Source organism: Aliivibrio finisterrensis (assembly GCF_008933155.1).
In the GTDB taxonomy this organism is placed as follows: Bacteria; Pseudomonadota; Gammaproteobacteria; order Enterobacterales; family Vibrionaceae; genus Aliivibrio; species Aliivibrio finisterrensis.
This window is the reverse complement of record NZ_WBVP01000017.1, coordinates 65019-87709: the sequence shown is the minus strand read 5'-3', so window position 1 is coordinate 87709 and position 22691 is coordinate 65019. Positions and strand designations below refer to the sequence as shown.

23 protein-coding genes are annotated in these 22691 nt (G+C 40.5%); 19 read left to right on the top strand and 4 right to left on the bottom strand.

Going from position 1 to position 22691, the window contains the following annotated elements:
- Nucleotides 1-558 precede the first annotated feature (558 nt).
- Entirely contained in the window at nucleotides 559-1671 is a 1113-nt protein-coding gene (gene queG / locus F8B77_RS14185; protein WP_167512828.1) for a tRNA epoxyqueuosine(34) reductase QueG, read from the bottom strand.
- A gap of 206 nt (nucleotides 1672-1877) precedes the next feature.
- Here queG and tsaE point away from each other — a divergent pair, with 206 nt between their 5' ends.
- The 11 genes from tsaE (at nucleotide 1878) to motX (ending at nucleotide 13470) form a co-directional block, all read left to right on the top strand.
- The gene (tsaE, locus tag F8B77_RS14180) at nucleotides 1878-2342 is read left to right on the top strand and encodes a tRNA (adenosine(37)-N6)-threonylcarbamoyltransferase complex ATPase subunit type 1 TsaE (RefSeq protein WP_151655969.1); all 465 of its coding nucleotides are present in this window, start codon (nucleotides 1878-1880) and stop codon (nucleotides 2340-2342) included.
- On the top strand, nucleotides 2336-4078 hold the full coding sequence (locus F8B77_RS14175; protein WP_151655967.1) for a LysM peptidoglycan-binding domain-containing protein: 1743 nt from the start codon (nucleotides 2336-2338) through the stop codon (nucleotides 4076-4078). The genes tsaE and F8B77_RS14175 overlap by 7 nt, the downstream gene beginning before the upstream one ends.
- 13 nt (nucleotides 4079-4091) lie before the next feature.
- On the top strand, nucleotides 4092-6077 hold the full coding sequence (gene mutL, locus F8B77_RS14170) for a DNA mismatch repair endonuclease MutL (RefSeq protein ID WP_151655965.1): 1986 nt from the start codon (nucleotides 4092-4094) through the stop codon (nucleotides 6075-6077).
- A complete protein-coding gene (gene miaA / locus F8B77_RS14165) occupies nucleotides 6070-7002 on the top strand; it encodes a tRNA (adenosine(37)-N6)-dimethylallyltransferase MiaA (RefSeq protein WP_151655963.1) in 933 nt (310 codons plus the stop codon). Before mutL ends, miaA begins: the two co-directional genes overlap by 8 nt.
- Nucleotides 7003-7105: 103 nt before the next feature.
- A complete protein-coding gene (hfq, locus tag F8B77_RS14160) occupies nucleotides 7106-7372 on the top strand; it encodes an RNA chaperone Hfq (RefSeq protein WP_045101080.1) in 267 nt (88 codons plus the stop codon).
- 43 nt (nucleotides 7373-7415) lie between these two features.
- Nucleotides 7416-8735 (top strand): ribosome rescue GTPase HflX, encoded by a 1320-nt coding sequence (gene hflX, locus F8B77_RS14155; protein WP_151655961.1) that lies wholly within the window; start codon nucleotides 7416-7418, stop codon nucleotides 8733-8735.
- Between the two features lie 18 nt (nucleotides 8736-8753).
- A complete protein-coding gene (hflK, locus tag F8B77_RS14150; RefSeq protein WP_151655959.1) occupies nucleotides 8754-9962 on the top strand; it encodes an FtsH protease activity modulator HflK in 1209 nt (402 codons plus the stop codon).
- A gap of 2 nt (nucleotides 9963-9964) precedes the next feature.
- Nucleotides 9965-10849: a protease modulator HflC gene (gene hflC / locus F8B77_RS14145; protein ID WP_151655957.1), complete on the top strand. Its 885-nt coding sequence runs from the start codon at nucleotides 9965-9967 to the stop codon at nucleotides 10847-10849.
- Nucleotides 10850-10942: 93 nt separating this feature from the next.
- Nucleotides 10943-11128: a DUF2065 domain-containing protein gene (locus F8B77_RS14140; protein ID WP_060992657.1), complete on the top strand. Its 186-nt coding sequence runs from the start codon at nucleotides 10943-10945 to the stop codon at nucleotides 11126-11128.
- A 177-nt stretch (nucleotides 11129-11305) separates the two neighbouring features.
- On the top strand, nucleotides 11306-12622 hold the full coding sequence (locus F8B77_RS14135) for an adenylosuccinate synthase (RefSeq protein WP_130043866.1): 1317 nt from the start codon (nucleotides 11306-11308) through the stop codon (nucleotides 12620-12622).
- 215 nt (nucleotides 12623-12837) lie between these two features.
- Nucleotides 12838-13470, top strand: coding sequence for a flagellar protein MotX (motX, locus tag F8B77_RS14130; RefSeq protein ID WP_151655955.1), 633 nt, complete (start codon nucleotides 12838-12840; stop codon nucleotides 13468-13470).
- A gap of 111 nt (nucleotides 13471-13581) precedes the next feature.
- On the opposite strand, the gene hmpA is transcribed toward motX, so the two are convergent.
- The gene (hmpA, locus tag F8B77_RS14125; protein WP_151655953.1) at nucleotides 13582-14766 is read right to left on the bottom strand and encodes an NO-inducible flavohemoprotein; all 1185 of its coding nucleotides are present in this window, start codon (nucleotides 14764-14766) and stop codon (nucleotides 13582-13584) included.
- Between the two features lie 107 nt (nucleotides 14767-14873).
- On the opposite strand from hmpA, the gene nsrR reads away from it, so the two are divergent.
- The 8 genes from nsrR (at nucleotide 14874) to metF (ending at nucleotide 21535) form a co-directional block, all read left to right on the top strand.
- On the top strand, nucleotides 14874-15299 hold the full coding sequence (gene nsrR / locus F8B77_RS14120) for a nitric oxide-sensing transcriptional repressor NsrR (protein WP_151655951.1): 426 nt from the start codon (nucleotides 14874-14876) through the stop codon (nucleotides 15297-15299).
- A gap of 87 nt (nucleotides 15300-15386) precedes the next feature.
- Nucleotides 15387-17903 carry a ribonuclease R gene (gene rnr, locus F8B77_RS14115; protein ID WP_151655949.1) on the top strand — a complete coding sequence of 839 codons (2517 nt, stop codon included), beginning with the start codon at nucleotides 15387-15389 and terminating at the stop codon, nucleotides 17901-17903.
- Nucleotides 17904-17973: 70 nt separating this feature from the next.
- Nucleotides 17974-18711 carry a 23S rRNA (guanosine(2251)-2'-O)-methyltransferase RlmB gene (rlmB, locus tag F8B77_RS14110; protein ID WP_151655947.1) on the top strand — a complete coding sequence of 246 codons (738 nt, stop codon included), beginning with the start codon at nucleotides 17974-17976 and terminating at the stop codon, nucleotides 18709-18711.
- A gap of 238 nt (nucleotides 18712-18949) precedes the next feature.
- The gene (rpsF, locus tag F8B77_RS14105) at nucleotides 18950-19330 is read left to right on the top strand and encodes a 30S ribosomal protein S6 (RefSeq protein WP_005421140.1); all 381 of its coding nucleotides are present in this window, start codon (nucleotides 18950-18952) and stop codon (nucleotides 19328-19330) included.
- A gap of 8 nt (nucleotides 19331-19338) precedes the next feature.
- Complete coding sequence (gene priB, locus F8B77_RS14100; protein ID WP_130049239.1) at nucleotides 19339-19641, top strand: primosomal replication protein N; 303 nt, start codon at nucleotides 19339-19341, stop codon at nucleotides 19639-19641.
- 15 nt (nucleotides 19642-19656) lie between these two features.
- A complete protein-coding gene (gene rpsR / locus F8B77_RS14095; protein WP_005421136.1) occupies nucleotides 19657-19884 on the top strand; it encodes a 30S ribosomal protein S18 in 228 nt (75 codons plus the stop codon).
- Between the two features lie 40 nt (nucleotides 19885-19924).
- Nucleotides 19925-20374: a 50S ribosomal protein L9 gene (gene rplI / locus F8B77_RS14090; RefSeq protein WP_130043874.1), complete on the top strand. Its 450-nt coding sequence runs from the start codon at nucleotides 19925-19927 to the stop codon at nucleotides 20372-20374.
- A gap of 270 nt (nucleotides 20375-20644) precedes the next feature.
- Nucleotides 20645-21535: a methylenetetrahydrofolate reductase gene (metF, locus tag F8B77_RS14085; protein WP_130047202.1), complete on the top strand. Its 891-nt coding sequence runs from the start codon at nucleotides 20645-20647 to the stop codon at nucleotides 21533-21535.
- A 149-nt stretch (nucleotides 21536-21684) separates the two neighbouring features.
- Here metF and F8B77_RS14080 read toward each other — a convergent pair whose 3' ends face one another.
- Both F8B77_RS14080 and F8B77_RS14075 read right to left on the bottom strand, forming a co-directional pair.
- Nucleotides 21685-22425, bottom strand: coding sequence for a hypothetical protein (locus F8B77_RS14080; RefSeq protein ID WP_151655945.1), 741 nt, complete (start codon nucleotides 22423-22425; stop codon nucleotides 21685-21687).
- 8 nt (nucleotides 22426-22433) lie between these two features.
- Entirely contained in the window at nucleotides 22434-22682 is a 249-nt protein-coding gene (locus tag F8B77_RS14075) for a hypothetical protein (protein ID WP_151655943.1), read from the bottom strand.
- Nucleotides 22683-22691: the final 9 nt, after the last annotated feature.

Here is a 22691-nt window from a genome sequence, read left to right as displayed (position 1 = left end):
AATAAAATAAAAGCGCTGAATATTATTCAGCGCTTTTATTTTCTTTAAAATTAATGCTGTGAAGTATTAACCCCACATAAAATTCTGCTCTTTAGAACATTCTGATTCATACAAAGCCAAAGAATCAAATTATCTATCTGCATATCAATATGTTTTTATAAAACATAAAGGGCAGAGGGTTAGCTATATGTAGTAGTTACCATATAATCAACAAACTTATCCACAAAAAAATATTGTGGATAACTCTGTTAGTTATTTTTAAAAAGCTTTTTTTTAAATAACTAAAATAAAGATCTTGTGGTTGGTGTTAGAGCAATATATTTCTTTTTTTATTTATCTACTTGATTTATATGTTATTTATTTTTTAGGTGCATTTTATTTAGCAATTGAAAAGATCTTTTTGCTTGACTTCTTTGATCCTAATCATATTCCTGTCTTGTGTTTAACTTTTCTGTAAACCAAATAGTTTGCTTCACTTCAAAATGTTTTCCACATTAATTACGACTAACATCAAATTTTCATCATAAGTAAATACTCAACCCTATATATAGCGTGAAATTAGGCGTCTCTTGGTAAGCCTTTTTCTATAATTCGAATAAGACGTTGTTCTTTTCTACTTGTATTTACTTGTTGTGATTGTTGTTGCTCTATTGCCCAAAGAAGATGAATATCCAAGTTATCATCTAACCCTACACGAGCCTGTAGTGCCCAAATAATAGCTGTTGAATACGGAGCGTTGCCCATTGCAATGGCTAAATTGCGTAACCACTGCTTATGGCCAATACGACGAATTGCAGAGCCTTCCGTATTTTTTAAAAACGTGACTTCATCCCATGCAAAAAGAGAGAGTAAATTAGCATCATCTAGAGACTCTCTACGATGGAAGTCATTTTGTTGTGTTATTTCGGCTTCACGATTCCAAGGGCATACTAGCTGGCAGTCATCACAACCATAAATTCGATTGCCCATTAATGAACGAAACTCTTCTGGAATAACCTCGCTGTTTTCTATGGTTAAGTAAGAAATACAACGACGGGCGTCAATCACTCCATTTTCTAATATCGCATTTGTCGGGCATGATGTAACACAGGCCGTGCATTTTCCGCATTGGTTCTCAACAGGATAATCAACAGGTAAGGGAATATCAATTAACAGTTCACCTAAGAAAAACCAAGAACCTGCGTTTTTATCAAGGAGTAATGAGTGCTTTCCTGTCCAGCCTAATCCTGCTTTTTCTGCTAAAGGTCTTTCTAAGATTGGGGCGGAATCTACAAAAGGACGATAACCAAGCTGTTCAACTTCAGCTTCAATTTTTTGCCCCAGTTTTTTTAATTGGTTGCGGATCAGCTTATGATAATCACGGCCGAGAGCGTATCGACTGATATAAGCTTGTGTAGGATCGCTTAAATTGCTTGCAAAACCAGCTTGAGGAGGCAAATAATCCATGCGTGCACTGATGACTCTAATTGTTCCTGGATGTAACTCATTAGGTCTTGCTCTCATCATGCCATGACGAGCCATCCAGTCCATTGAACCATGATAGCCAGCATCAAGCCATTGCTCTAAAGCCGCTTCGTGCTGAGATAAGTCAACGTCACAGATCCCAACTTTTTGAAAGCCAAGTTCTTGTGCCCATACTTTGATGTTATTTGCGAGTGCTTGATAGTCGATATTCACAGAGAGATTACATTTTTTTATTACAGTATTATGAGTAAAAGTTTATCATATAGGATTGATAAGACGTACTTCAATGCAACTAAAAGGCATTGAATCAACGCAACCCATAAGAACTTGTGTGTAAATATTCCGCAGATAAATTGTGAATCTGATACCAAGTCCATCAATTTAGACAATTAAAATAGTGAAATTAGTGAATAATGGAACGCTTTGAATTTAATTTAGCTACTGAAGACGACACCGTTGAATTTGGTAGACAGCTCTCTCAAGCTTGTACTCAGCAAACAACGATCTTTTTGCATGGTGACCTTGGCGCAGGTAAAACCACCTTTAGTCGAGGTTTTATTCGTTCGCTAGGGCATATTGGTAATGTGAAAAGTCCAACATATACGTTAGTCGAACCTTATGAACTGGATAAGTGGCAAGTATATCATTTTGACCTTTACCGTTTAGCCGATCCTGAAGAGTTAGAATTTATGGGGATCCGTGACTATTTTACTGATGATGCAATTTGTTTAGTTGAATGGCCTGAGAGAGGGGAAGGGTTATTACCAAATCCAGATATTGATATTGATATTCGCTATGATTGCGAAGCTCGTCATGTTGTGATTACGGGTAATAATGAGTATGGATGTAGTTTAATTCAGCGGTTGGATTTGTGTTAATCGGTAAATATTTTCAAGTAATTTGGTATGCGATACTTGCTGTGATGTCAGTGAGTAGTTTTTATGTATCTGCGAATACCTTAGAGGGAATACGAGTGTGGCCGTCGCCAGATGAAACTCGTATTGTTATTGATTTAAATTCAGAGGCGAATTACAGCTACTTCACACTGAGTAGCCCTTATCGTTTGGTTGTTGATCTTAAAAATACCAATTTAAAAGCCAAGCTGCCATTAACGGTCAGTGACAGTAAAGTATTATCAAAAATACGAAAGAGCTCATCGCCATCAAAGGACACGACGCGTCTGGTTTTTGAATTAAAGCATTCAGTGAAAGCTGAAGTGTTTAAGTTAGCTCCAACACCCGGTGGGCAGTACGGTCATCGTTTGGTAATGGACTTACCTCATTCTTCAAGCAGTGTCTCTAAGCCAACTCAAAGTAAACCAGTAAAACCATCGCAGCCAATCATTAACTCTAATTCCAATCATATTATTGGTAATGGCGAGATTATTATTGCTATTGATGCTGGTCATGGTGGCGAAGACCCTGGCTCTATTGGACCGACGAGAAAGTACGAGAAACACGCGACTCTTGCGATCTCTAAAAAAGTCGTTGCCCAGATAAATGCTCAGCCAGGTATGCGAGCTATCATGACGCGCAGTGGTGATTACTTTGTTAACTTAAACAAACGTACTGACATTGCTCGTAAAAACAAATCTCATCTATTGGTTTCTATTCACGCAGATAGCTTCCGCTCCCCACAACCAAGAGGTGGCTCTGTTTTTGTGTTAAACACACGTCGTGCAAACACTGAGATTGGTCGTTGGGTAGAGAAGCATGAGAAACAGTCTGAATTATTAGGTGGCGCAGGTGATGTGCTAGCAAAGAACAGCAATGACCGAAACGTAAGTCAAACACTATTAGACTTACAATTTAGTCACTCTCAAAAAGAGGGCTATAAACTCGCAACGAATGTTCTCTCTGAAATGGGAAAAGTAATCAAACTTCATAAGAAAGATCCTGTTAATGCCAGTCTTGCGGTACTAAAGTCACCAGATATTCCTTCTATTTTGATTGAAACTGGCTTTATTTCGAATCCGACAGAAGAGAAGCAACTGTTCCAGCGTGGCCATCAAGATAAGATCGCTCGCGCAATTTCTAAAGCGATTGTAAGCTACCTTAATGCTAACCCTCCGCAAGGGACATTACTGGCTGCACAAGGCCAGCAAAAGAAGCATAAAGTGCGCTCTGGTGAATCACTCTCGGTTATTGCTAAGAAATACGGCACCACAGCAACCAAGTTAAAAAGTGTGAATAACTTGAAGAGTACGAGTTTAGCTGTTGGCCAAGTACTAATTATTCCAACAAATAAACCTGTGTATGTTGCTCCGAAAACGACGACGTCAAAGGCAGCATCATCAAACACTAAACAAGCACGTACGATCATTACTCATAAAGTACGATCTGGTGAATATTTAGGAAAAATTGCGTCTAAGTATAAGGTGTCTACAAGCAGTATTCGTTCGTTAAATCGACTGAAATCAGATACCTTATTTGTTGGACAGAAATTGAAAGTAAGCATTGTTGCCCCTGTGAAGAAACATACGGTGAAACGTGGTGAGTTCTTAGGTAAAATTGCAACGAAATATGGAGTCTCTGTGTCCAGCCTAAGAAAAGCCAATAAGCTACGTTCTGATGAGTTGGCGATAGGACAGGTGCTCATTATACCAACCAGTTAGAAAGGACAGGGTTATGCCAATTCAAATCTTACCAGCTCGATTAGCCAACCAGATTGCGGCGGGTGAGGTTGTTGAACGCCCTGCTTCTGTAGTAAAAGAGCTTGTTGAAAACAGTATCGATGCGGGGGCAACTCGCATCGATATTGACATTGAAAAAGGAGGCAGTAAGTTAATTCGAATTCGTGATAATGGTTTTGGTATCGCGAAAGATGAACTGACTCTTGCCTTAAGTCGCCATGCGACATCAAAGATTACCACTCTTGATGATCTTGAAGCCATTGTGAGTCTTGGCTTTCGTGGTGAAGCGCTTGCCTCAATCAGTTCAGTTTCTCGTTTAACCTTAACCTCTCGTACTGTTGCCCAAGAAGAAGCGTGGTCAGCATATGCTGAAGGACGAGATATGGAGGTTAAACTAAAACCTGCCGCTCACCCTATTGGTACCACCATTGATGTGGTCGATCTTTTCTTTAATACGCCTGCTCGTCGTAAGTTTCTTCGTACTGATAAAACAGAATTCACTCATATTGACGAACTCTTAAAGCGAATTGCTCTGAGTCGATTGGATATTACGATCAACCTACGTCACAACGGAAAGCAAGTCCGTCAATATCGAGCGGCGCAAACAAAAGCTCAAGTCGAAAAACGCTTAGCAGCCATCTGTGGTTCTCATTTTCTACAACACGCATTAGAAGTAGAGCTGGAGCATGGAGAGCTAAAATTTCATGGTTGGATCTCCTCACCTGAAGGGGCAAGAGCACAAGGCGATATCCAATACTGTTATGTGAATGGCAGAATGATGAAAGATAAACTCATCAATCATGCTATACGACAAGGTTATGAGTCTTCATTATTAGCAAATCAATATGCTGCCTATATCTTATTCATTGAGATTAATCCGCACGATGTCGATGTGAATGTCCATCCGGCTAAACATGAGGTGCGTTTTCATCAAGCGCGTTTGGTGCATGACTTTATCTATCAAGCCATTTATGGCGCATTACAGCAAAGTATTAGCTCTCCAGAACTCTCATACAATGAAGAAGAAAATGAAGAGTGCAGTACTTTCCATGAGAAAGAGCCCCATTTTCCTCCGATGAAGGAGTACGTTCGCCAGCCTCAGCAAGCGAGTATGGATAGAACAGAGCAGCTAAAAAATGCGGTAGATTCAACGCCGAATTACCCAAATAAAGCGCCATCTGACTCTTGGGTACCGAACTCACCTTCAGCATCAAAGTCCTCACCACCAAATGGTCGTAATATTACTTACCAAAATGATAGACCCTCTCAAAAAGAGCTGACGAATTACAGTGCGTTACTAAACACGTCAGTTGAAGAGAAGAACTCTACCAATCATCAGGTAAATGAAGGCCATTTACGTCATTTAAGCGAAACACCGACCGTCGAAAGTTATGTGCCAATACTCTCAATGGTCAACGATAAAGTGGTTTCGTTAGGTAAGGTCTTAACTGTTGTCGAAAAAGGGTTTGCTCTCTTACAAAAAGGTGAGCAACTGCAACTTTTAAATTTACATTACGCTGAGTTTGTCAAAAGTTATGGGCAGTTAAACAGTGTGCATAATGAAGCATTAAGAGCTCAGCCTTTATTAATTCCACTTTCTATTGGTGTAGAAGATACGATTTGCCGTAAAGTATTAGATTACGCTTTATTCTTGAAACCTTTGGGGATTGATCTTAAAGTTAAAAATAGTACTAGTGTGATTGTTATGGCGGTTTGCCAGCCAATCCGTCAGCAGAATTTACAACAATTAATTCCGAATCTGTTAAGGTATCTAGACAGCATAAATCCGTCACTTGAACAGGTTATTATTTGGCTTTCTCATCAAATTCAACATGAAGAGGTCAGTTACAGTAACGCTCAAGCGATACAATTAGTGATGGAATTAGAGCAGTTATGGGGGGATGGGTTATCCCAATTCAATCAAAAACTGTTAAAAAATATCGATATTACTCAAGTGATACAAGCATTTAGTCATGAATAAAGCATTACCACAAGCCATCTTTTTGATGGGACCAACAGCGTCAGGAAAAACAAACTTAGCGATTGAATTGCGAAAACGTTTTCCTGTAGAGTTGATTAGCGTAGACTCAGCCCTTATCTATAAGGGAATGGATATTGGTACGGCAAAGCCAAATGAAGAGGAACTTTTACAAGCCCCTCATCGTCTTATTGATATTATTGATCCAACAGAGAGCTATTCAGTGGCTGAGTTTCGTCGTGATGCCCTGAAAGAAATGGATGACATTGTTGCTCAAGGAAAGATACCTTTATTGGTTGGTGGTACCATGTTGTACTACAAAGCATTACTTGAAGGTCTTTCACCATTACCAGCAGCGGATGCTGACATTAGAGCTCAAATTGAGCAAGAAGCGGTGCAATTTGGATGGGAAGCTATGCATGATCAATTAAAAACGATTGATCCTGTATCAGCAGAGAGAATTCATCCAAATGATCCACAACGACTTTCCCGAGCGTTGGAAGTATTTCGAATTTCGGGTAAAACTTTAACAGAATTAACCCAGATTAAAGGTGACGCTTTGCCTTATGAGGTGCATCAATTTGCGATTGCACCGAAAGAAAGAGCAGAGATTCACCGTCGGATTGAACTGCGTTTTGAAAATATGATGGAAGCAGGCTTTGAATCGGAAGCTCGAGCATTATATGAACGTGATGATCTTCATGCTGATTTGCCATCTATTCGATGCGTAGGTTACCGACAAATGTGGGACTATTTTGATGGGGAGGGTACATTAGATGACGCGGTTTTCCGTGGTGTGTGCGCGACTCGTCAATTGGCCAAGCGACAAATTACCTGGCTACGTAGCTGGAAAGAACTAACTTGGCTGGATAGTGATGACATTGATGGTGCCCTACAGACGATCTCTGATCGTTTAGAGAAAAAATAAGCACAATAATGTATCAATGTTGTTTAACTTCAGAGCGTTTAGTCATAAGCTAAAGGCTAATAGCTAAATAAAATTACAATTACAAACCAAAAAGGAAAAAAAAATGGCTAAAGGGCAATCTTTGCAAGACCCATTTTTGAATGCGCTGCGTCGTGAAAGGATTCCAGTGTCTATTTACTTAGTTAATGGGATTAAATTACAGGGACAAATCGAATCATTTGATCAATTTGTTATCCTATTGAAGAACACAGTAAATCAGATGGTATATAAGCATGCGATCTCTACTGTTGTTCCAGCTCGTGCTGTAAGCCATCACACTGCAAGTGATCGTCCACAAGGCGAGCGTCCACAAGAAAAAACAGAAGATTAATACTATTCTACTTTTGAATAGTCGATCTTTAAGGAGTTAGCGCTTGTTTGACCGTTATGAATCCGGTGAACAGGCGATTCTTGTGCACATCAGTTTCACCTATGAGGGAGAGGTAGAAGATCTCGACGAATGTAAGATGTTGGTGTCTTCTGCAGGAGTAAACACATTAGGTGTTGTGACGGGGACTCGTCAGTCTCCACTCCCTAAATACTATGTCGGTGAAGGTAAAGCGCAAGAAATTGCCGATGCAGTTCGAGCTAAGAATGCAGATATTGTGATTTTTAATCACGCGCTTTCTCCTGCTCAAGAACGAAATTTAGAACAATTATGTCAATGTCGAGTAATAGACCGTACGGGGCTAATACTGGATATTTTCGCTCAGCGAGCACGAACCTATGAAGGTAAGTTGCAAGTTGAGTTAGCACAATTACGTCATATATCTACTCGATTAATCCGAGGGTGGACGCACCTTGAACGTCAAAAAGGCGGAATAGGTTTACGTGGTCCTGGTGAAACTCAATTAGAAACCGATAGACGACTGTTGCGAGATCGTATCAAAGCAATCTTGCGTCGATTAGCAAAAGTAGCTAAGCAACGTGAGCAAGGGCGTCGAGCAAGATATCGGGCTGAAATTCCAACTATTTCATTAGTCGGTTATACCAACGCAGGAAAATCTACGTTATTTAATCGAATTACTGAAGCGGGGGTTTATGCGGCAGACCAATTGTTTGCAACACTTGATCCTACATTGCGTAAGATTGAAGTTGCTGATGTTGGAACATCAATACTTGCTGATACGGTAGGTTTTATTCGTCATTTACCACATGATCTTGTTGCAGCTTTTAAAGCGACATTACAAGAAACACAAGAAGCAAATATCTTGTTACATGTTGTTGATGCCAGTGATGACCGTTTTCGTGAGAATATTGAGGCAGTAGATATTGTTCTAGAAGAGATAGATGCCAATGAGGTACCTTTTCTTCTTGTGATGAATAAGATTGATAACTTAGAAGATCAACAACCAAGAATTGAACGTGATGAGGAGGGAGTGCCTCGATGTGTTTGGGTTTCAGCAATGGAAGGCCAAGGCATTGAATTACTTTTCCAAGCATTAACGGAACGATTAGCTGGGCAGATGGTGGCACATACATTGCTACTGCCGCCAGATTTGGTTGGACGTCTTCGAAGTAAATTCTTTCAAATGCAAAGCATTATAAAAGAAGAATATCAGAATGATGGCAGCTTGCTTATCGATGTACGTATGCAGCAAGTTGATTGGTCTAAGTTAGAAAAACGTGAAGAGACTCGATTAAGTGATTTTTTAATTACTGATGAGAGCACACAGGATTCTTTGTCTTCATAATTACCTTGGAGTTTTCTAATGGCGTGGAATGAGCCTGGAAATAATAACAATAATGGCGGTGGCGATAATAAAGACCCTTGGGGTAATAAAAATCGTGGCGGTCGTGATCAAGGTCCCCCGGATCTTGATGAAGTCTTTAATAAACTAAGCCAAAAATTGAGTGGTAAATTTGGCGGTGGCAATAAAGGCGGAAATAATAATGGTAGCAACGGGTTACCTTCATTTGGTAACGGTGGTGCAATTGGCTTAGGTTTAATTGCAGTCGTCGCTATTGGTATTTGGGTATTCTCTGGTTTCTATACCATTGGTGAGAGCGAGCGGGGTGTAGTACTGCGCTTTGGTCAATACGAACGCATGGTTGACCCTGGCTTAAACTGGAAACCAACTTTTATTGAAGACGTTATACCTGTAAACGTTCAATCAATTCGTTCATTAAACTCTAAAGGCTTAATGCTAACGAAAGATGAAAACGTTGTAACGGTAGAAATGGGTGTTCAATATCGTGTTGCTGATGCAAGAAAATACCTATTTACAGTAACGAATGCGGATGACAGTTTACGTCAAGCGACTGATTCTGCATTACGTGCCGTTATTGGTGATGCAACAATGGATGCTATCTTGACTAGCGGCCGTCAAGAGATCCGTCAGCGTACTCAAGAAATGCTGAATCGTATTATTGATAAATATGATATGGGCTTATTAGTTGTTGATGTCAACTTCCAATCAGCTCGTCCACCAGAACAAGTAAAAGCGTCATTTGATGATGCGATTGCTGCTCGAGAAGATGAAGAGCGTTTCATTCGTGAAGCGGAAGCGTACAGTAATGATATTCTTCCAAAAGCAACGGGTCGTGCTGAGCGTCTGAAAAAAGAAGCTCAAGGTTATACAGAACGAACTGTTAACGAAGCGATTGGTCAAATTGCACAGTTTGAAAAGCTACTACCTGAATATAACAAAGCACCAGAAGTCACTCGAACTCGTTTGTACTTGGATACGATGGAGCGCGTATACGCTAATACGAGTAAGGTCCTGATTGATTCAGAATCAAATGGTAACTTATTGTACCTTCCATTAGATAAGATCGCTGGTAATCAGCAGGGTGCGACGTCGACTCCTAGAACTTCAACGTCACAGTCTAAAAATTACAATATCGAAGTAGAAAAAAAGCAACAACCAACTAATACGAATACTACTGACCGTAACTCAACACGTGAAGGGAGATACTAATCATGCGTAAGTTAATGATCCCAACACTGATTGTTGTAGTCGCTATTTTCTTGATGTCACTGTTTGTTATTCAAGAAGGTGAGCGTGGTATTGTGACTCGTTTTGGTCGTTTGATTAAAGACAATAATGAAATCACTCGTATCTACGAACCGGGTTTGCATTTTAAAATGCCAATGTTTGATCGAGTAAATATATTAGATGCTCGTATCCAAACAATGGATGATCAATCAGACCGTTTCGTAACGTCAGAGAAAAAAGACGTTATTATCGACTCATACGTTAAGTGGAAAATCAAAGATTTCGGTCAATTCTACTTAGCAACTGGTGGTGGTAATATCCTGACAGCGGAGGCATTATTACAACGTCGTGTTTCTGATGGTCTACGTGCTGAAATCGGTAGTACTACGGTAAAAGAATTGGTTTCTGAAAAGCGTGAAGAGGTAATGGCAACAGTACTTCTTGACTCTCAAGATGGAACGGGTGACTTAGGTATTGAAGTAATTGATTTACGAATCAAGAAAATCAACTTGCCTGAAGAGATCTCTGAATCGATTTACCGTCGTATGCGTGCAGAGCGTGAAGCGGTTGCTCGTAAATTACGCTCTCAAGGTCGTGAGAAAGCCGAAGTTATTCGTGCTCAATCAGAACTTGAGGTTGCAACTATTATCGCTGAAGCGGATAAAACAGCACAAATTACTCGTGGTGATGCTGATGCTAAAGTGGCAAAATTGTATGCAGACACGTTTAATAAAGAGCCTGAGTTCTTTAGCTTTATCCGTTCATTGAAAGCCTATGAGAGATCATTTAATAGCAAGAGCGACATCTTAGTACTTGATCCTAAGACTGACTTCTTTAAATACATGAATGATCCAAAGGGTGGGAAATAAATCTAACTCTAGATTTTGATTCACTTTAATTAACAAGGTCCTACGGGGCCTTGTTTTGTTTCTGCACGTTATTAAGTTTATTAAGAGGTTTGTATGAGCAATGCGATTTGGTTAGCCATTGGTGGTGTACTTATTGTGGAAGGGCTAGGCCCGTTAATCGCGCCTAATGGGTGGCGCAATATGGTGGCGCAATTAAGTGAGCAACCTGACAATACTTTGCGTCGTATCGGTGGGTGTTTAGTGGTTGCTGGTGTCGTTATTTGCAGTGTGATGCTCTAATATTCGCTGAAAATGTAGGATTATGTCTTTATTTTTGATTTTATTAGGAAAATAAATCATAACCTTGTTTGTATTGATAGCGCTTTATTATGAAAATGAGATTTTAACTAAAAATACCTGAAAGATTTTTCTATCAATGCTAGAATCCATTTTTAACTAACAAGCAGACTTGGAAAGATGGGAAATAACGTTGTCGTTCTGGGCACCCAATGGGGTGACGAAGGTAAAGGTAAAATCGTAGACCTTTTAACTGAAGATGCAAAGTATGTAGTTCGCTATCAAGGCGGTCACAATGCAGGCCACACTCTAGTTATCGACGGTGAAAAAACCGTTCTACACTTAATTCCATCAGGTATTTTACGTGATAATGTTGAATGCATTATCGGTAATGGCGTAGTGCTTTCACCTGATGCTTTACTAAAAGAAATGGCGCCACTTGAAGCGCGTGGTATTCCAGTTCGTGAACGCCTATTCATTTCTGAAGCTTGTCCTCTAATTCTTCCTTATCACGTAGCGCTAGACCAAGCGCGTGAAATTGCACGTGGTAACAAAGCAATTGGTACAACAGGTCGTGGTATCGGTCCAGCGTACGAAGATAAAGTATCTCGTCGTGGTCTACGTGTTGGCGATCTATTTGATAAAGTTGCTTTCGCTGAGAAACTAAAAGAAGTAATGGAATACCATAACTTCGCATTAGTTAACTACTACAAAGTAGAGCCAGTAAGCTATGAAGAAGTACTTGAGCAAGCAATGAGTTATGCTGATCTACTAACTTCAATGGTCATCGATGTAACTGATACTCTTGATGCAGCACGCAAGCGCGGCGACAAGATCATGTTTGAAGGTGCTCAAGGTACACTTCTAGACATCGACCACGGTACTTACCCTTATGTAACATCTTCTAATACTACCGCTGGTGGCGTTGCTGCAGGTTCTGGTTTTGGTCCTCGTCACTTAGGTTACATCCTAGGTATTACTAAAGCATACTGTACTCGTGTAGGTTCTGGTCCATTCCCTACTGAGCTATATGATGGTTTAGAGAAGCAAGATCCAATTGGTAAACACCTAGGTACCGTTGGTCACGAGTTTGGTGCAACGACTGGTCGTTTACGTCGCACTGGTTGGTTTGATGCTGTTGCTATGCGTCGTGCAATCCAAATCAACTCACTGTCTGGTATGTGTTTAACTAAACTAGACGTATTAGATGGCCTAGAAGAACTAAAAATCTGTACTGGTTACCAGATGAAAGATGGTTCTTTACTAGAAGTTTCTCCAATGGCTGCTGAAGCATTTGAAGAAGCGACACCAGTATACGAAACTATGCCAGGTTGGTCTGAAAATACATTTGGTGCAAAAACAATTGAAGCGCTTCCACAAGCTGCTCTAAATTACATTAAGCGCATCGAAGAATTAACAGGCGTGCCTATTGATATTATCTCTACAGGTCCTGACCGTAACGAGACAATCATCAAAGTACACCCATTCCAAGCTTAATTGCTTAGAGAATGAAGAAAAACCAGCTCATGTAGCTGGTTTTTTTATATCTGTTGTTTTAGCTCCCAAGCTTATTCCCATCCAAGCTTCTAAATTTCATTTAATCAACAACTTATAAAGTATGGGCAAAAAGTTGCCACTAAGGGCAAATTTTGCCTAAAGAACTTGCCGCTGACGTCGATATAATAGATACAGTTATAAAGAGTTGATGAATTATGAAACTACGACATCTCGTAGCAGCCTGCATGGTCGCACTAGTGCCTATGCATGCTTCTAGCGAAGAGATCGGAGAGCCGATCCCAATCTATACCGAAAACCAACTGTTTCGATTATTTGATACAAATTCACACCTAACTCGTGTGAAAAATGTAGATAATTGTCAATTAGTTGAAGACATTGTAGCTCGTGCTACTAAGATTGATTCACCTGCTTACGAGTTTCTTTACGGAGACATGTTGGCATGGGGTGTTTGCGTGGACCGTGATGTAGAGTTAGGGCTTTACTACATGGAAAATGCAGCAAGACAAGGTTTACCAGCGGCGTTAGAGCAGATTGGTCGATACTACGCCAAGGGTACATTAGTGCAACAAGACAGAGAGCGAGCAATTCCTTACTTGCGTGAAGCCGCAGGTATGGGGAATATTAATGCACGTATCCACCTTGCTGAGCTATTGTTGAGTGATTATGGTAGCCCACTTGATTACGAAGATGCGTATCGTTGGCTGTATAATTCTGTTACTGCTGATGGGCGTAAACATAAGCGAATTGCTAATTTAAGAAACGGATTAGAGATGCGTATGCCTGGCAATGTGATTGCTAGAGCAAAAAGACGAGATACCTTCTGGTAGAACTTAAGTTTAATATTTAACTGTTTTGGTTAAATATGTAATATCATCAACTCAAAAAACGCCCAGTGATACATTATCACTGGGCGTTTTTGCATTTAAGACGTTATTCATTTATAGAACTTTATGAGGGCCAAAGCACTCATAATGAATACGATCTTCAGTAACACCCAGTTCAATCAATTGCTTCGCGACATGTTGCATAAAGCCAACAGGACCACAGAAGTAGTAATGGCCATTATCAGAGACGATCGCTTCTTTAACCTCAGTTAAATTTATTAAACCGTTAAACTGGAAGTCTTGATTTAGCGTATCTGTTTCCTGTGCTTGGTTATACCAAGTATACGCAGATATATGTTCATGCTTCTCAGCTAAAGCAGAAATGTGCTGTTTAAATGCATGTTGAGAGCCATTTTCCGTTGCGTGTAACCACGTTACTTTTTCTTCATGTTGGGTAAGTGTTTCTAGCATCGAAAGAGTCGGAGTTAAGCCAACACCTGCAGAAATAAGCGTAACAGGTGTTGATGCTTCAACTTCTAAGAAGAAATCGCCCGCAGGGGCAGTAAGGTTTACCTTATCGCCAATATTCAGAGATGCATGTAGGTAATTTGAGGCTTTACCGCCATCTTCTCGTTTTACTGAGATACGATATGTTTTTTCTTGAGGCGCTGAAGATAAGCTGTATTGACGAATCTCTTGGTTTTCAAATTCTTCAGGGTTTAAGTAAATACCAATGTATTGACCTGGCTTGAAGTGGGAAACGGGCTGATCATCTGTAGGCATAAACGTGAAGCTAGTGATGTGTTCACTCTCTTTTTCTTTGGCGACTAATTCAAACTCGCGTAGTCCACGCCAACCGCCATCAAGAGCGTTGTTATCTTGATAGATCTGCTCTTCACGTTGAATGAACACATTCGCAAGTACGCCATAAGCCTCGCCCCATGCATCTAATACTTCTTGGCCTGGAGAAAACATCTCATCAAGCGTTGCAATTAAGTGGCCGCCAACAATGTTGTATTGCTCGGCTGTGATCATAAAGCTCGTGTGTTTGTGTGCTATTTTTTCAACCGCAGGCAGTAAAACGGCTAGGTTTTCAATATTACCCGCATAAGCACAGATCGCATTGAATAGCGCTTCTCGTTGATCGCCATTGCGCTGATTACTCATATTGAAAATATCTTTTAACTCAGGGTTATGCGTAAACATACGATCATAGAAATGAGCCGTTAATGAAGGACCAGTTTGTGCAAGTAATGGAATGGTTGATTTGATAATGTCGATAGTATTTTTGTTGAGCATAGTCGTTACCTTTAAAGGTGTATTTATTATATATGTTATAAGTTGTATCTAAAATATATCTTTTAGTCAAGAGAAGAATTACAATAAAAAAGAGATAGGGAGAGGATATGCAACTTACAAATTTTACTGATTTTGGCTTGAGAGCCTTGATATACCTAGCATCATTACCGAAAGATGAATTGACTAGCATTACAAGAGTGACTGAAACATTTGATGTGTCGCGTAACCACATGGTGAAGATTATCAATAAACTGGGTCAAGAAGGTTACGTAAAAACCGTTCGAGGAAAGAATGGGGGGATTTGCTTAGGTAAGCCTGCTCAGCAGATCATTATTGGTGACGTTATTCGTTCGATTGAACCATTACAAGTCGTTAATTGCGCACCTGATTTTTGTCATATTACATCAGCATGTCGATTGAAGAGTGCCCTTGCTAAAGCCAAGCAAGCGTTTTTGGATGAGTTAGATAACTATACGATTCAAGATATGCTTACAGATAACAGCGAATTACTGATTTTGCTAAATCGCGTTTAAGACCGTAATTCCAAATCCTTTTCTATCTGTTATATGCATACTCAGGTACAATTACCTTATTATCTCCTCTGACTAAGCAGGTCGCCTATGTCTAAGATTATTCAAAACGATCCTTTCAAAGATCGAGAAGCAGAAAAGTATGAGAATCCAATTCCAAGTCGTGAATGTATTCTTGAATTCTTTCAAAAAGCAGACGCTCCTTTAAATCGTAATGACTTATTCGAAGCCCTAGGTTTATCTGGTGAAGATAACTATGAAGGCTTACGTCGTCGTTTAAGAGCGATGGAGCGAGATGGACAGTTAGTGTTCACTCGTCGTCAATGCTATGCATTACCTGAACGCATTGAAGTATTAAAAGGTGTGGTACTTGGACACCGTGATGGGTTCGGTTGGATCCGTCCTGAAGGCAGTGTTGGTAAAGACAATGATGTGCTTTTACCTTTCCACCAAATGAAGAAACTCATTCATGGTGATGTGATACTAGCTCAGCCAACAGGTACTGATAAACGAGGCCGTAAAGAGGGGCGCGTAGTTCGTGTATTAGAACCTCACAATGACGGCATTGTTGGTCGATTCTTTATTGAAGATGGTCTAGGTTTTGTAGTGCCTGATGATTCACGTATTAATCAAGATATCTTCATTCCTAATGAGCACAAAATGGGTGCTCGCATGGGTAATGTCGTTGTGATTAATATTACTGACCGTGGTGGCCGTGCTCGTGGCATGTCAGGTCAGGTTATTGAAGTTCTTGGTGAGAATATGGCGCCAGGCATGGAGATCGATATTGCACTGCGTACTCATAATATTCCTCATGTATGGCCTACAGCCGTTGAAAAACAAGTTGAAGGCTTAGCAGAAGAAGTACCTGAAGAAGCAAAAGAAGGCCGTGTTGATCTTCGTGAATTACCATTAGTAACCATTGATGGTGAAGATGCTCGAGATTTTGATGATGCGGTATTCTGTCAAGCGAAAGCCTCTGGTGGCTGGCGTTTATGGGTTGCGATTGCTGATGTAAGTTATTATGTTCGCCCTGATAACGCATTAGACAAAGAAGCGATTCAGCGTGGTAATTCGGTTTACTTTCCTGCGCAAGTGGTGCCAATGCTGCCAGAAGTATTATCGAATGGCTTATGTTCATTGAACCCACAAGTTGACCGTCTATGTATGGTGTGTGAGATGACTATCTCGGCATCTGGTAAATTGTCAGGTTTTAAACATTATGAAGCGGTAATGAACTCACACGCTCGTCTTACTTACAATAAAGTAAGTGACATTCTTGATGGTGATGAAGAACTGATTCAACGTTACGAACCATTAGTACCTCATCTTAAAGAGCTTCATAATATGTATCAGGTGCTAAAAAAAGCACGTGAAGCGCGTGGTGCAATTGAGTTTGAAACCATTGAAACTAAGTTTATCTTCAATGCCGATCGTAAGATTGATCGTATTGAACCAGTGATCCGTAATGACGCTCATAAGATCATCGAAGAGTGTATGATCTTAGCGAACATCGCGTCGGCAAGCTTTGTCGAAAAAGCGAAAGAGCCTGCGTTGTACCGTGTGCACGAGTCTCCAGGTGAAGAGCGTCTGCAAGGTTTCCGTGATTTCTTAGGCGAGCTTGGTTTAAGTTTATCTGGCGGGCTAACACCATCACCAACAGATTACGGTCAATTGGTGCATGTGATTGCCGATCGTCCTGACAAAGAACTGATCCAAACGATGCTGCTGCGTTCAATGAAGCAAGCGGTATACAATGCAGATAACCAAGGCCACTTCGGTCTAGCATTGAAGCGTTATGCGCACTTTACATCGCCAATTCGTCGTTATCCTGATCTACTGCTACACCGCGCAATTAAGTATCTAATTGCCAAAGAGAAAGGCCAAAATAACGATCGTTGGACACCAACAGGTGGTTACCATTATTCATTCGATGATATGGATGTATTTGGTGAGCAATGTTCAATGACTGAGCGTCGTGCTGATGATGCTACACGTGATGTTGCTGATTGGCTTAAATGTGAATACATGCAAGATCATATTGGTGAAGAGCTAGAAGGTGTGATTGCCAATGTCACCGGCTTCGGTTTCTTTGTTCGATTAAATGATTTGCATATCGATGGCTTGGTTCATATTTCATCGTTAGCAAATGATTACTATCAGTTTGATCCTGCTGGCCAACGTTTAACGGGTGAAAGCTCGGGTCAAGTTTTCCGTCTTGGTGATCAAGTTACGGTTAAAGTGGTTGCGGTAAATCTTGATGATCGCAATATTGACTTTGAATGCACAAGTTCAATGCGTAAAGCGCGTGGTCACGGTAAAACGGCTAAAGACAATGCGAAGAAACGCGATGGCAAAAAAGAACCTCGCCGTGATCCAAACTTCAAAGCGAAGAAAAAAGTCGAGAAAGCGGAGCCAAAAGGCCGTGGTCAATTAGGTGAGCGTAAATCCAAAGGTAAGGGCAAAGTGAAATCAAAAGCTCAAGCCATGGTAGAGCCAACAAAGCGTCCTGATGGATCAGCTGATGAGGTAAAGGCAAAAAGAAAGCCGAAACCAAAGCACAAGAAAAAAGTGCGCGCAAGAAAACCTAAGCCAAAAGCGGAATAAGTAACGATTCGATAATGAGGTAAACTTGCCTCATTAGAACCACTAATTTGTAATAGAAAGAAGCGATAACATGAGTAATGAATTTCTTTTTGGTATCCACGCAACCAAAGCAGTACTAGAGCGTGATCCGGCCCGTTTTATTGAAATATTTGTATTAAAAGGTCGTGAAGACGATCGTTTGTTACCTATTATCAAGGAACTGACTGATCTTGGGTTTAAAATCCAAGAGCTTCCACGTAAAACGTTGGATGACAAAGCAAATGGTGCGAATCACCAAGGTATTATTGCTCGTGTTACTCCTGCTAAGCAGCTTAATGAAAACGATCTAGACGACATCATGGCACAATCTGAGAATCCATTATTCTTAGTGCTGGATGGCGTTACCGATCCACACAACTTAGGTGCTTGTCTGCGTAATGCTGACGGTGCTGGTGTTGCTGCGGTAATCGTACCTAAAGATAAGTCAGCATCAATGACAGCAACGGTAAGTAAAGTTGCTTGTGGTGCAGCAGAAGTGGTTCCTTTGGTTCGCGTGACTAACCTGGCTCGTACGATGCGTGCTCTGCAAGAGAAAGGCGTATGGTTTGTTGGTACTGCTGGTGAAGCGACGCATGATGTTTATCAAGCGAAACTGACCGGTCCGTTAGCGATCGTTATGGGCGCAGAAGGTGATGGTATGCGTCGCCTAACTCGTGAGACTTGCGATGACCTGATTAAAATCCCAATGGCAGGCTCTGTAACCAGTTTAAATGTATCTGTAGCTTCTGGTGTGTGTTTATTTGAAGCAGTACGCCAGCGTTCGTTATAAGGCGAAATAACAGATAAAACAGCAAGCTAAGTGAGAAGGTGATGAGTGTTTCATTACCTTCTTTTTTTCTTTGAAATTAGAGAAAATATTTTTGTGATTTAGTTATCTTTTTCTTGCCAATAACGCTGTTTTTCTATACTATCCGCCGTTCTTAATTCTCAGTCTTTTTTTTAGTTCCTTGCTTCCCTTGGATGACTGAGCCAATCGTGGAAGCTGAATAATCCGTAAGGAGCAACCAATGCGTCATTATGAAATCGTATTCATGGTGCATCCTGATCAAAGCGAGCAAGTTGCTGGCATGATCGAGCGTTACACAGGTTCAATCACAGAAGCTGGTGGTACTATCCACCGTCTAGAAGATTGGGGTCGTCGTCAAATGGCTTACCCAATCAACAAACTGCACAAAGCACACTACGTTCTTATGAACGTTGAGTCTGAGCAAGCTGTTATTGATGAACTAGAAACTGCATTCCGTTACAACGATGCTGTTCTACGTAACATGATCATGCGTACTAAAGCTGCGATCACTGAGCCATCAGTAATGATGAAAGCTAAAGAAGAGCGTTCTGCTAAGCGTGAAGACGCTGCACCACGCGCTGAAGAAGCTGCTGCTGAGTAATTGAATTGATGACCAATCGATTGGAGTTAAGCGGTGTAATAACCAAGGCTCCGGTTCGAAGTCTTAGTCCTGCGGGCATACCTCATTGTCATTTTGTCATTGAGCATCGTTCGATTAAACAGGAAGCTGGCTTATCACGTGAAGTCTATTGCAGAATGAACGTGGTAGTGAGTGGACAAGGGTCTCAAGCTTTAACTGCAAACTTAGCTCAAAGCAGTAACGTTACGGTAGGTGGTTTTATCACTTATCAGACAGGCCGAAATGGCGTGGCGAGAGTAGTGTTACATGCTGAGCATATTAAATTAATTTAGATCTGGAGATAGCCCATGGCTCGTTTCTTCCGTCGTCGTAAATTCTGCCGTTTTACAGCAGAAGGCGTACAAGAGATTGACTACAAAGACGTAGCAACTCTAAAAAACTACATCACTGAAGCTGGTAAAATCGTACCTAGCCGTATCACTGGTACTCGTGCTAAATACCAACGTCAGCTAGCTCGCGCTATCAAGCGTTCTCGTTACCTTGCACTTCTACCGTACACAGATAAGCATCTGTAAGTCGTTAGTTGTTTAATTAAGTATATAGAGGACTAAGATAATGCAAGTTATTCTACTTGATAAAATCGGTAACCTAGGTAGCCTTGGCGACCAAGTTAACGTTAAAGCTGGTTACGCACGTAACTTCCTTATCCCACAAGGTAAGGCTGTTATGGCAACTAAAGCTAACGTAGAGATGTTTGAAACTCGTCGCGCTGAATTAGAAGCTAACGTTGCTAAGCAACTAGCTGCTGCTGAAGCTCGTGCTGAGTCTGTTAACGCTCTAGAAGTTACTATCGCATCAAAATCTGGTGACGAAGGTAAACTATTCGGTTCAATCGGTACTCGTGACATCGCTGACGCTATTACAGCTGCAGGCGTTAAAGTTGCGAAAAGCGAAGTTCGTCTTCCTGAAGGCGCTCTACGTACAACTGGTTCTTTCGAAGTTAGCATCCAACTTCACTCTGAAGTATTTGCTACATTGAAATTAGAAGTTGTTGCTGCTGAGTAATCAATAGCCAACTAATAATTTAAACGCCAGCCTTAGTGCTGGCGTTTTTTTTATCTCTCCGTTATATTCTTATTTCGATCCATTATTCTCGTCTGCTTTTCTATCTTGAAAATAACTCAATAACAACTTGAGAAAAATTCATAATCAGCCCCTTGACATTGAACTCCATAACATACATTCTGTAGACATATAGACGTCTAAATGATGTCGCCATGGATGATATATTTTTGTAATGCACTATCTTTAGCATTACAGCAGGGAGAGCAAGATATGGCCTATTCACACGCAAGCCACTTAGAGTCACTGAATCAAAATATTGCTGAGCTTGATGGTAATATCAATGTCTCTTTTGAGTTTTTTCCACCAAGTTCAGAGAAGATGGAAGAAACGTTGTGGAACTCTATTCACCGATTAAAAACCTTACAACCGAAATTTGTGTCGGTAACTTATGGCGCAAACTCAGGCGAGCGTGATCGTACTCACTCCATTATTAAAGAAATTAAAGAGCAAACGGGTCTTATTGCTGCCCCGCATTTAACTTGCATTGATGCAAGTCGCTCAGAGCTTGTTGATATTGCTAATGACTATTGGGCAAATGGCATTAAAGATATCGTGGCATTGCGTGGTGATATTCCACCAGGTGGTGGCACTCCAGAAATGTACGCTTCTGATCTTGTTGAATTACTGAAGTCTCAACATGACTTTGATATTTCAGTGGCTGCTTTTCCTGAGGTTCACCCTGAAGCAAAAAGTGCGCAGGCCGATTTATTGAATCTAAAACGTAAAGTGGATGCGGGGGCGAACCGTGCGATTACTCAATTCTTCTTTGATGTAGAAAGTTATCTGCGTTTTCGTGACCGTTGTGTGTCAGCTGGCATTGATGTTGAGATCATCCCTGGTATTTTACCTGTATCGAATTTTAAACAAGCTTCTCGTTTCGCCAAGATGAATAATGTGAAGATCCCAGGCTGGATGGCACAGCAGTTTGAAGGCTTGGATGATGATCCTGTGACTCGTCAAATGGTAGGAGCAAGCCACGCTATTGATATGACACGAGTTCTAAGCCGTGAAGGAGTAAAAGACTTTCACTTCTACACTCTAAACCGTGCAGAGCATACTTACGCACTGTGTCATACACTAGGTGTACGTCCTAAAGGTTAAGTTAGATTATCTTTCGAACTCATTATAAAGAGCCGCTACTATAGCGGTTTTTTTGTGTCTGTATCTATCTAAAAGATAAAAGATAAAAGATAAAAGATAAAAAAAGGCCACCGAAGTGACCTTTGAGAATTAGAATACGGTAAGAATTTTTACTCAACTCGGAGTAAGCGATATTCTTGACCAGTATAGCCAAATTCAACTAAACCTAAGCCTTTACAGTAAATTCTAGCTTGGCTACTACCTTTGTTTAACCAAGGGGCCCTGAAATCTGTTAATAAACATTCAGCATTATTAGCATCGTAAGCAAAAGTTGTTATTGGTGTGCGTAGTACATTATCAGTGATGATTTCTTTATCGTTAATAGTATAAGCGTTTGTGCAGTTTGTTGAGCCCACTGTTCTTTCCATACGATATGCAGAAACAGCAGTATCACCATACCCCACATATTGAGGTTCTACTTTTTCAGTTATGTATTCATCAGAAAAAGTAACGCTGCATAATGCTTGTGAACCGTCGAACTGACTCCAATCATCAACTACTTTACGTGTATTGATGCCATTAATAATTTCTTGTGACCAATCCATTACAAGAACATTATTATAAAGGTTCCAGCTTTCTTCCCTTACATATTCTCCATTTTCATAAAAGAACTTATATTGATTACCATTATCATCTTGTAGAACAACAGTTTTTGTTCCTGTTGGATTATATGTATGTAAATTTACCAACTTTGACTTGTCAATTAATACACCACGACTATCAATAGTAGTATTAGTATTAATAATAGTTTTTCCATCTATTTGAACTTCACCATTACCAGTTACATTTAGAACTGCAGCAGATATTGTTGGGGCTATGCTTAATAGAGTAAGCAGTAGTATTTTTTTCATGTGTATACCTATTTTAATGTTAAAGAGCCTGAAATAACGAGATCGTCACCGTCAGCTAAGGTTAATTTTTCATTAGGAAGATTAAAAGTGACAGATTCGTCTTCTTTTATTTCGCCATCTACTAACTCTTTTTCTATGGCCTCGGGAGTTGAAACCTCTATGACTTTAACTGGGTCAGAGGTTGAACTTGAATCATCACTACCACATGCTGATAAAGCAAGAGTAGTGATAAGTAATGAGAGCTTTGATAGTTTCACTTTAACCAC

Bases quoted from the DNA above. Each gene is read 5' to 3' on its own strand.
- F8B77_RS14080 (WP_151655945.1), bottom strand. From the start codon at position 22,425: ATGAAAAAAATACTACTGCTTACTCTATTAAGCATAGCCCCAACAATA.
- rpsR (WP_005421136.1), top strand. From the start codon at position 19,657: ATGGCTCGTTTCTTCCGTCGTCGTAAATTCTGCCGTTTTACAGCAGAA.
- priB (WP_130049239.1), top strand. From the start codon at position 19,339: ATGACCAATCGATTGGAGTTAAGCGGTGTAATAACCAAGGCTCCGGTT.
- metF (WP_130047202.1), top strand. From the start codon at position 20,645: ATGGCCTATTCACACGCAAGCCACTTAGAGTCACTGAATCAAAATATT.
- rpsF (WP_005421140.1), top strand. From the start codon at position 18,950: ATGCGTCATTATGAAATCGTATTCATGGTGCATCCTGATCAAAGCGAG.
- F8B77_RS14140 (WP_060992657.1), top strand. From the start codon at position 10,943: ATGAGCAATGCGATTTGGTTAGCCATTGGTGGTGTACTTATTGTGGAA.
- hflC (WP_151655957.1), top strand. From the start codon at position 9,965: ATGCGTAAGTTAATGATCCCAACACTGATTGTTGTAGTCGCTATTTTC.
- motX (WP_151655955.1), top strand. From the start codon at position 12,838: ATGAAACTACGACATCTCGTAGCAGCCTGCATGGTCGCACTAGTGCCT.
- hfq (WP_045101080.1), top strand. From the start codon at position 7,106: ATGGCTAAAGGGCAATCTTTGCAAGACCCATTTTTGAATGCGCTGCGT.
- tsaE (WP_151655969.1), top strand. From the start codon at position 1,878: ATGGAACGCTTTGAATTTAATTTAGCTACTGAAGACGACACCGTTGAA.
- rplI (WP_130043874.1), top strand. From the start codon at position 19,925: ATGCAAGTTATTCTACTTGATAAAATCGGTAACCTAGGTAGCCTTGGC.
- miaA (WP_151655963.1), top strand. From the start codon at position 6,070: ATGAATAAAGCATTACCACAAGCCATCTTTTTGATGGGACCAACAGCG.
- hmpA (WP_151655953.1), bottom strand. From the start codon at position 14,766: ATGCTCAACAAAAATACTATCGACATTATCAAATCAACCATTCCATTA.
- nsrR (WP_151655951.1), top strand. From the start codon at position 14,874: ATGCAACTTACAAATTTTACTGATTTTGGCTTGAGAGCCTTGATATAC.
- mutL (WP_151655965.1), top strand. From the start codon at position 4,092: ATGCCAATTCAAATCTTACCAGCTCGATTAGCCAACCAGATTGCGGCG.
- hflK (WP_151655959.1), top strand. From the start codon at position 8,754: ATGGCGTGGAATGAGCCTGGAAATAATAACAATAATGGCGGTGGCGAT.
- rlmB (WP_151655947.1), top strand. From the start codon at position 17,974: ATGAGTAATGAATTTCTTTTTGGTATCCACGCAACCAAAGCAGTACTA.
- F8B77_RS14135 (WP_130043866.1), top strand. From the start codon at position 11,306: ATGGGAAATAACGTTGTCGTTCTGGGCACCCAATGGGGTGACGAAGGT.
- rnr (WP_151655949.1), top strand. From the start codon at position 15,387: ATGTCTAAGATTATTCAAAACGATCCTTTCAAAGATCGAGAAGCAGAA.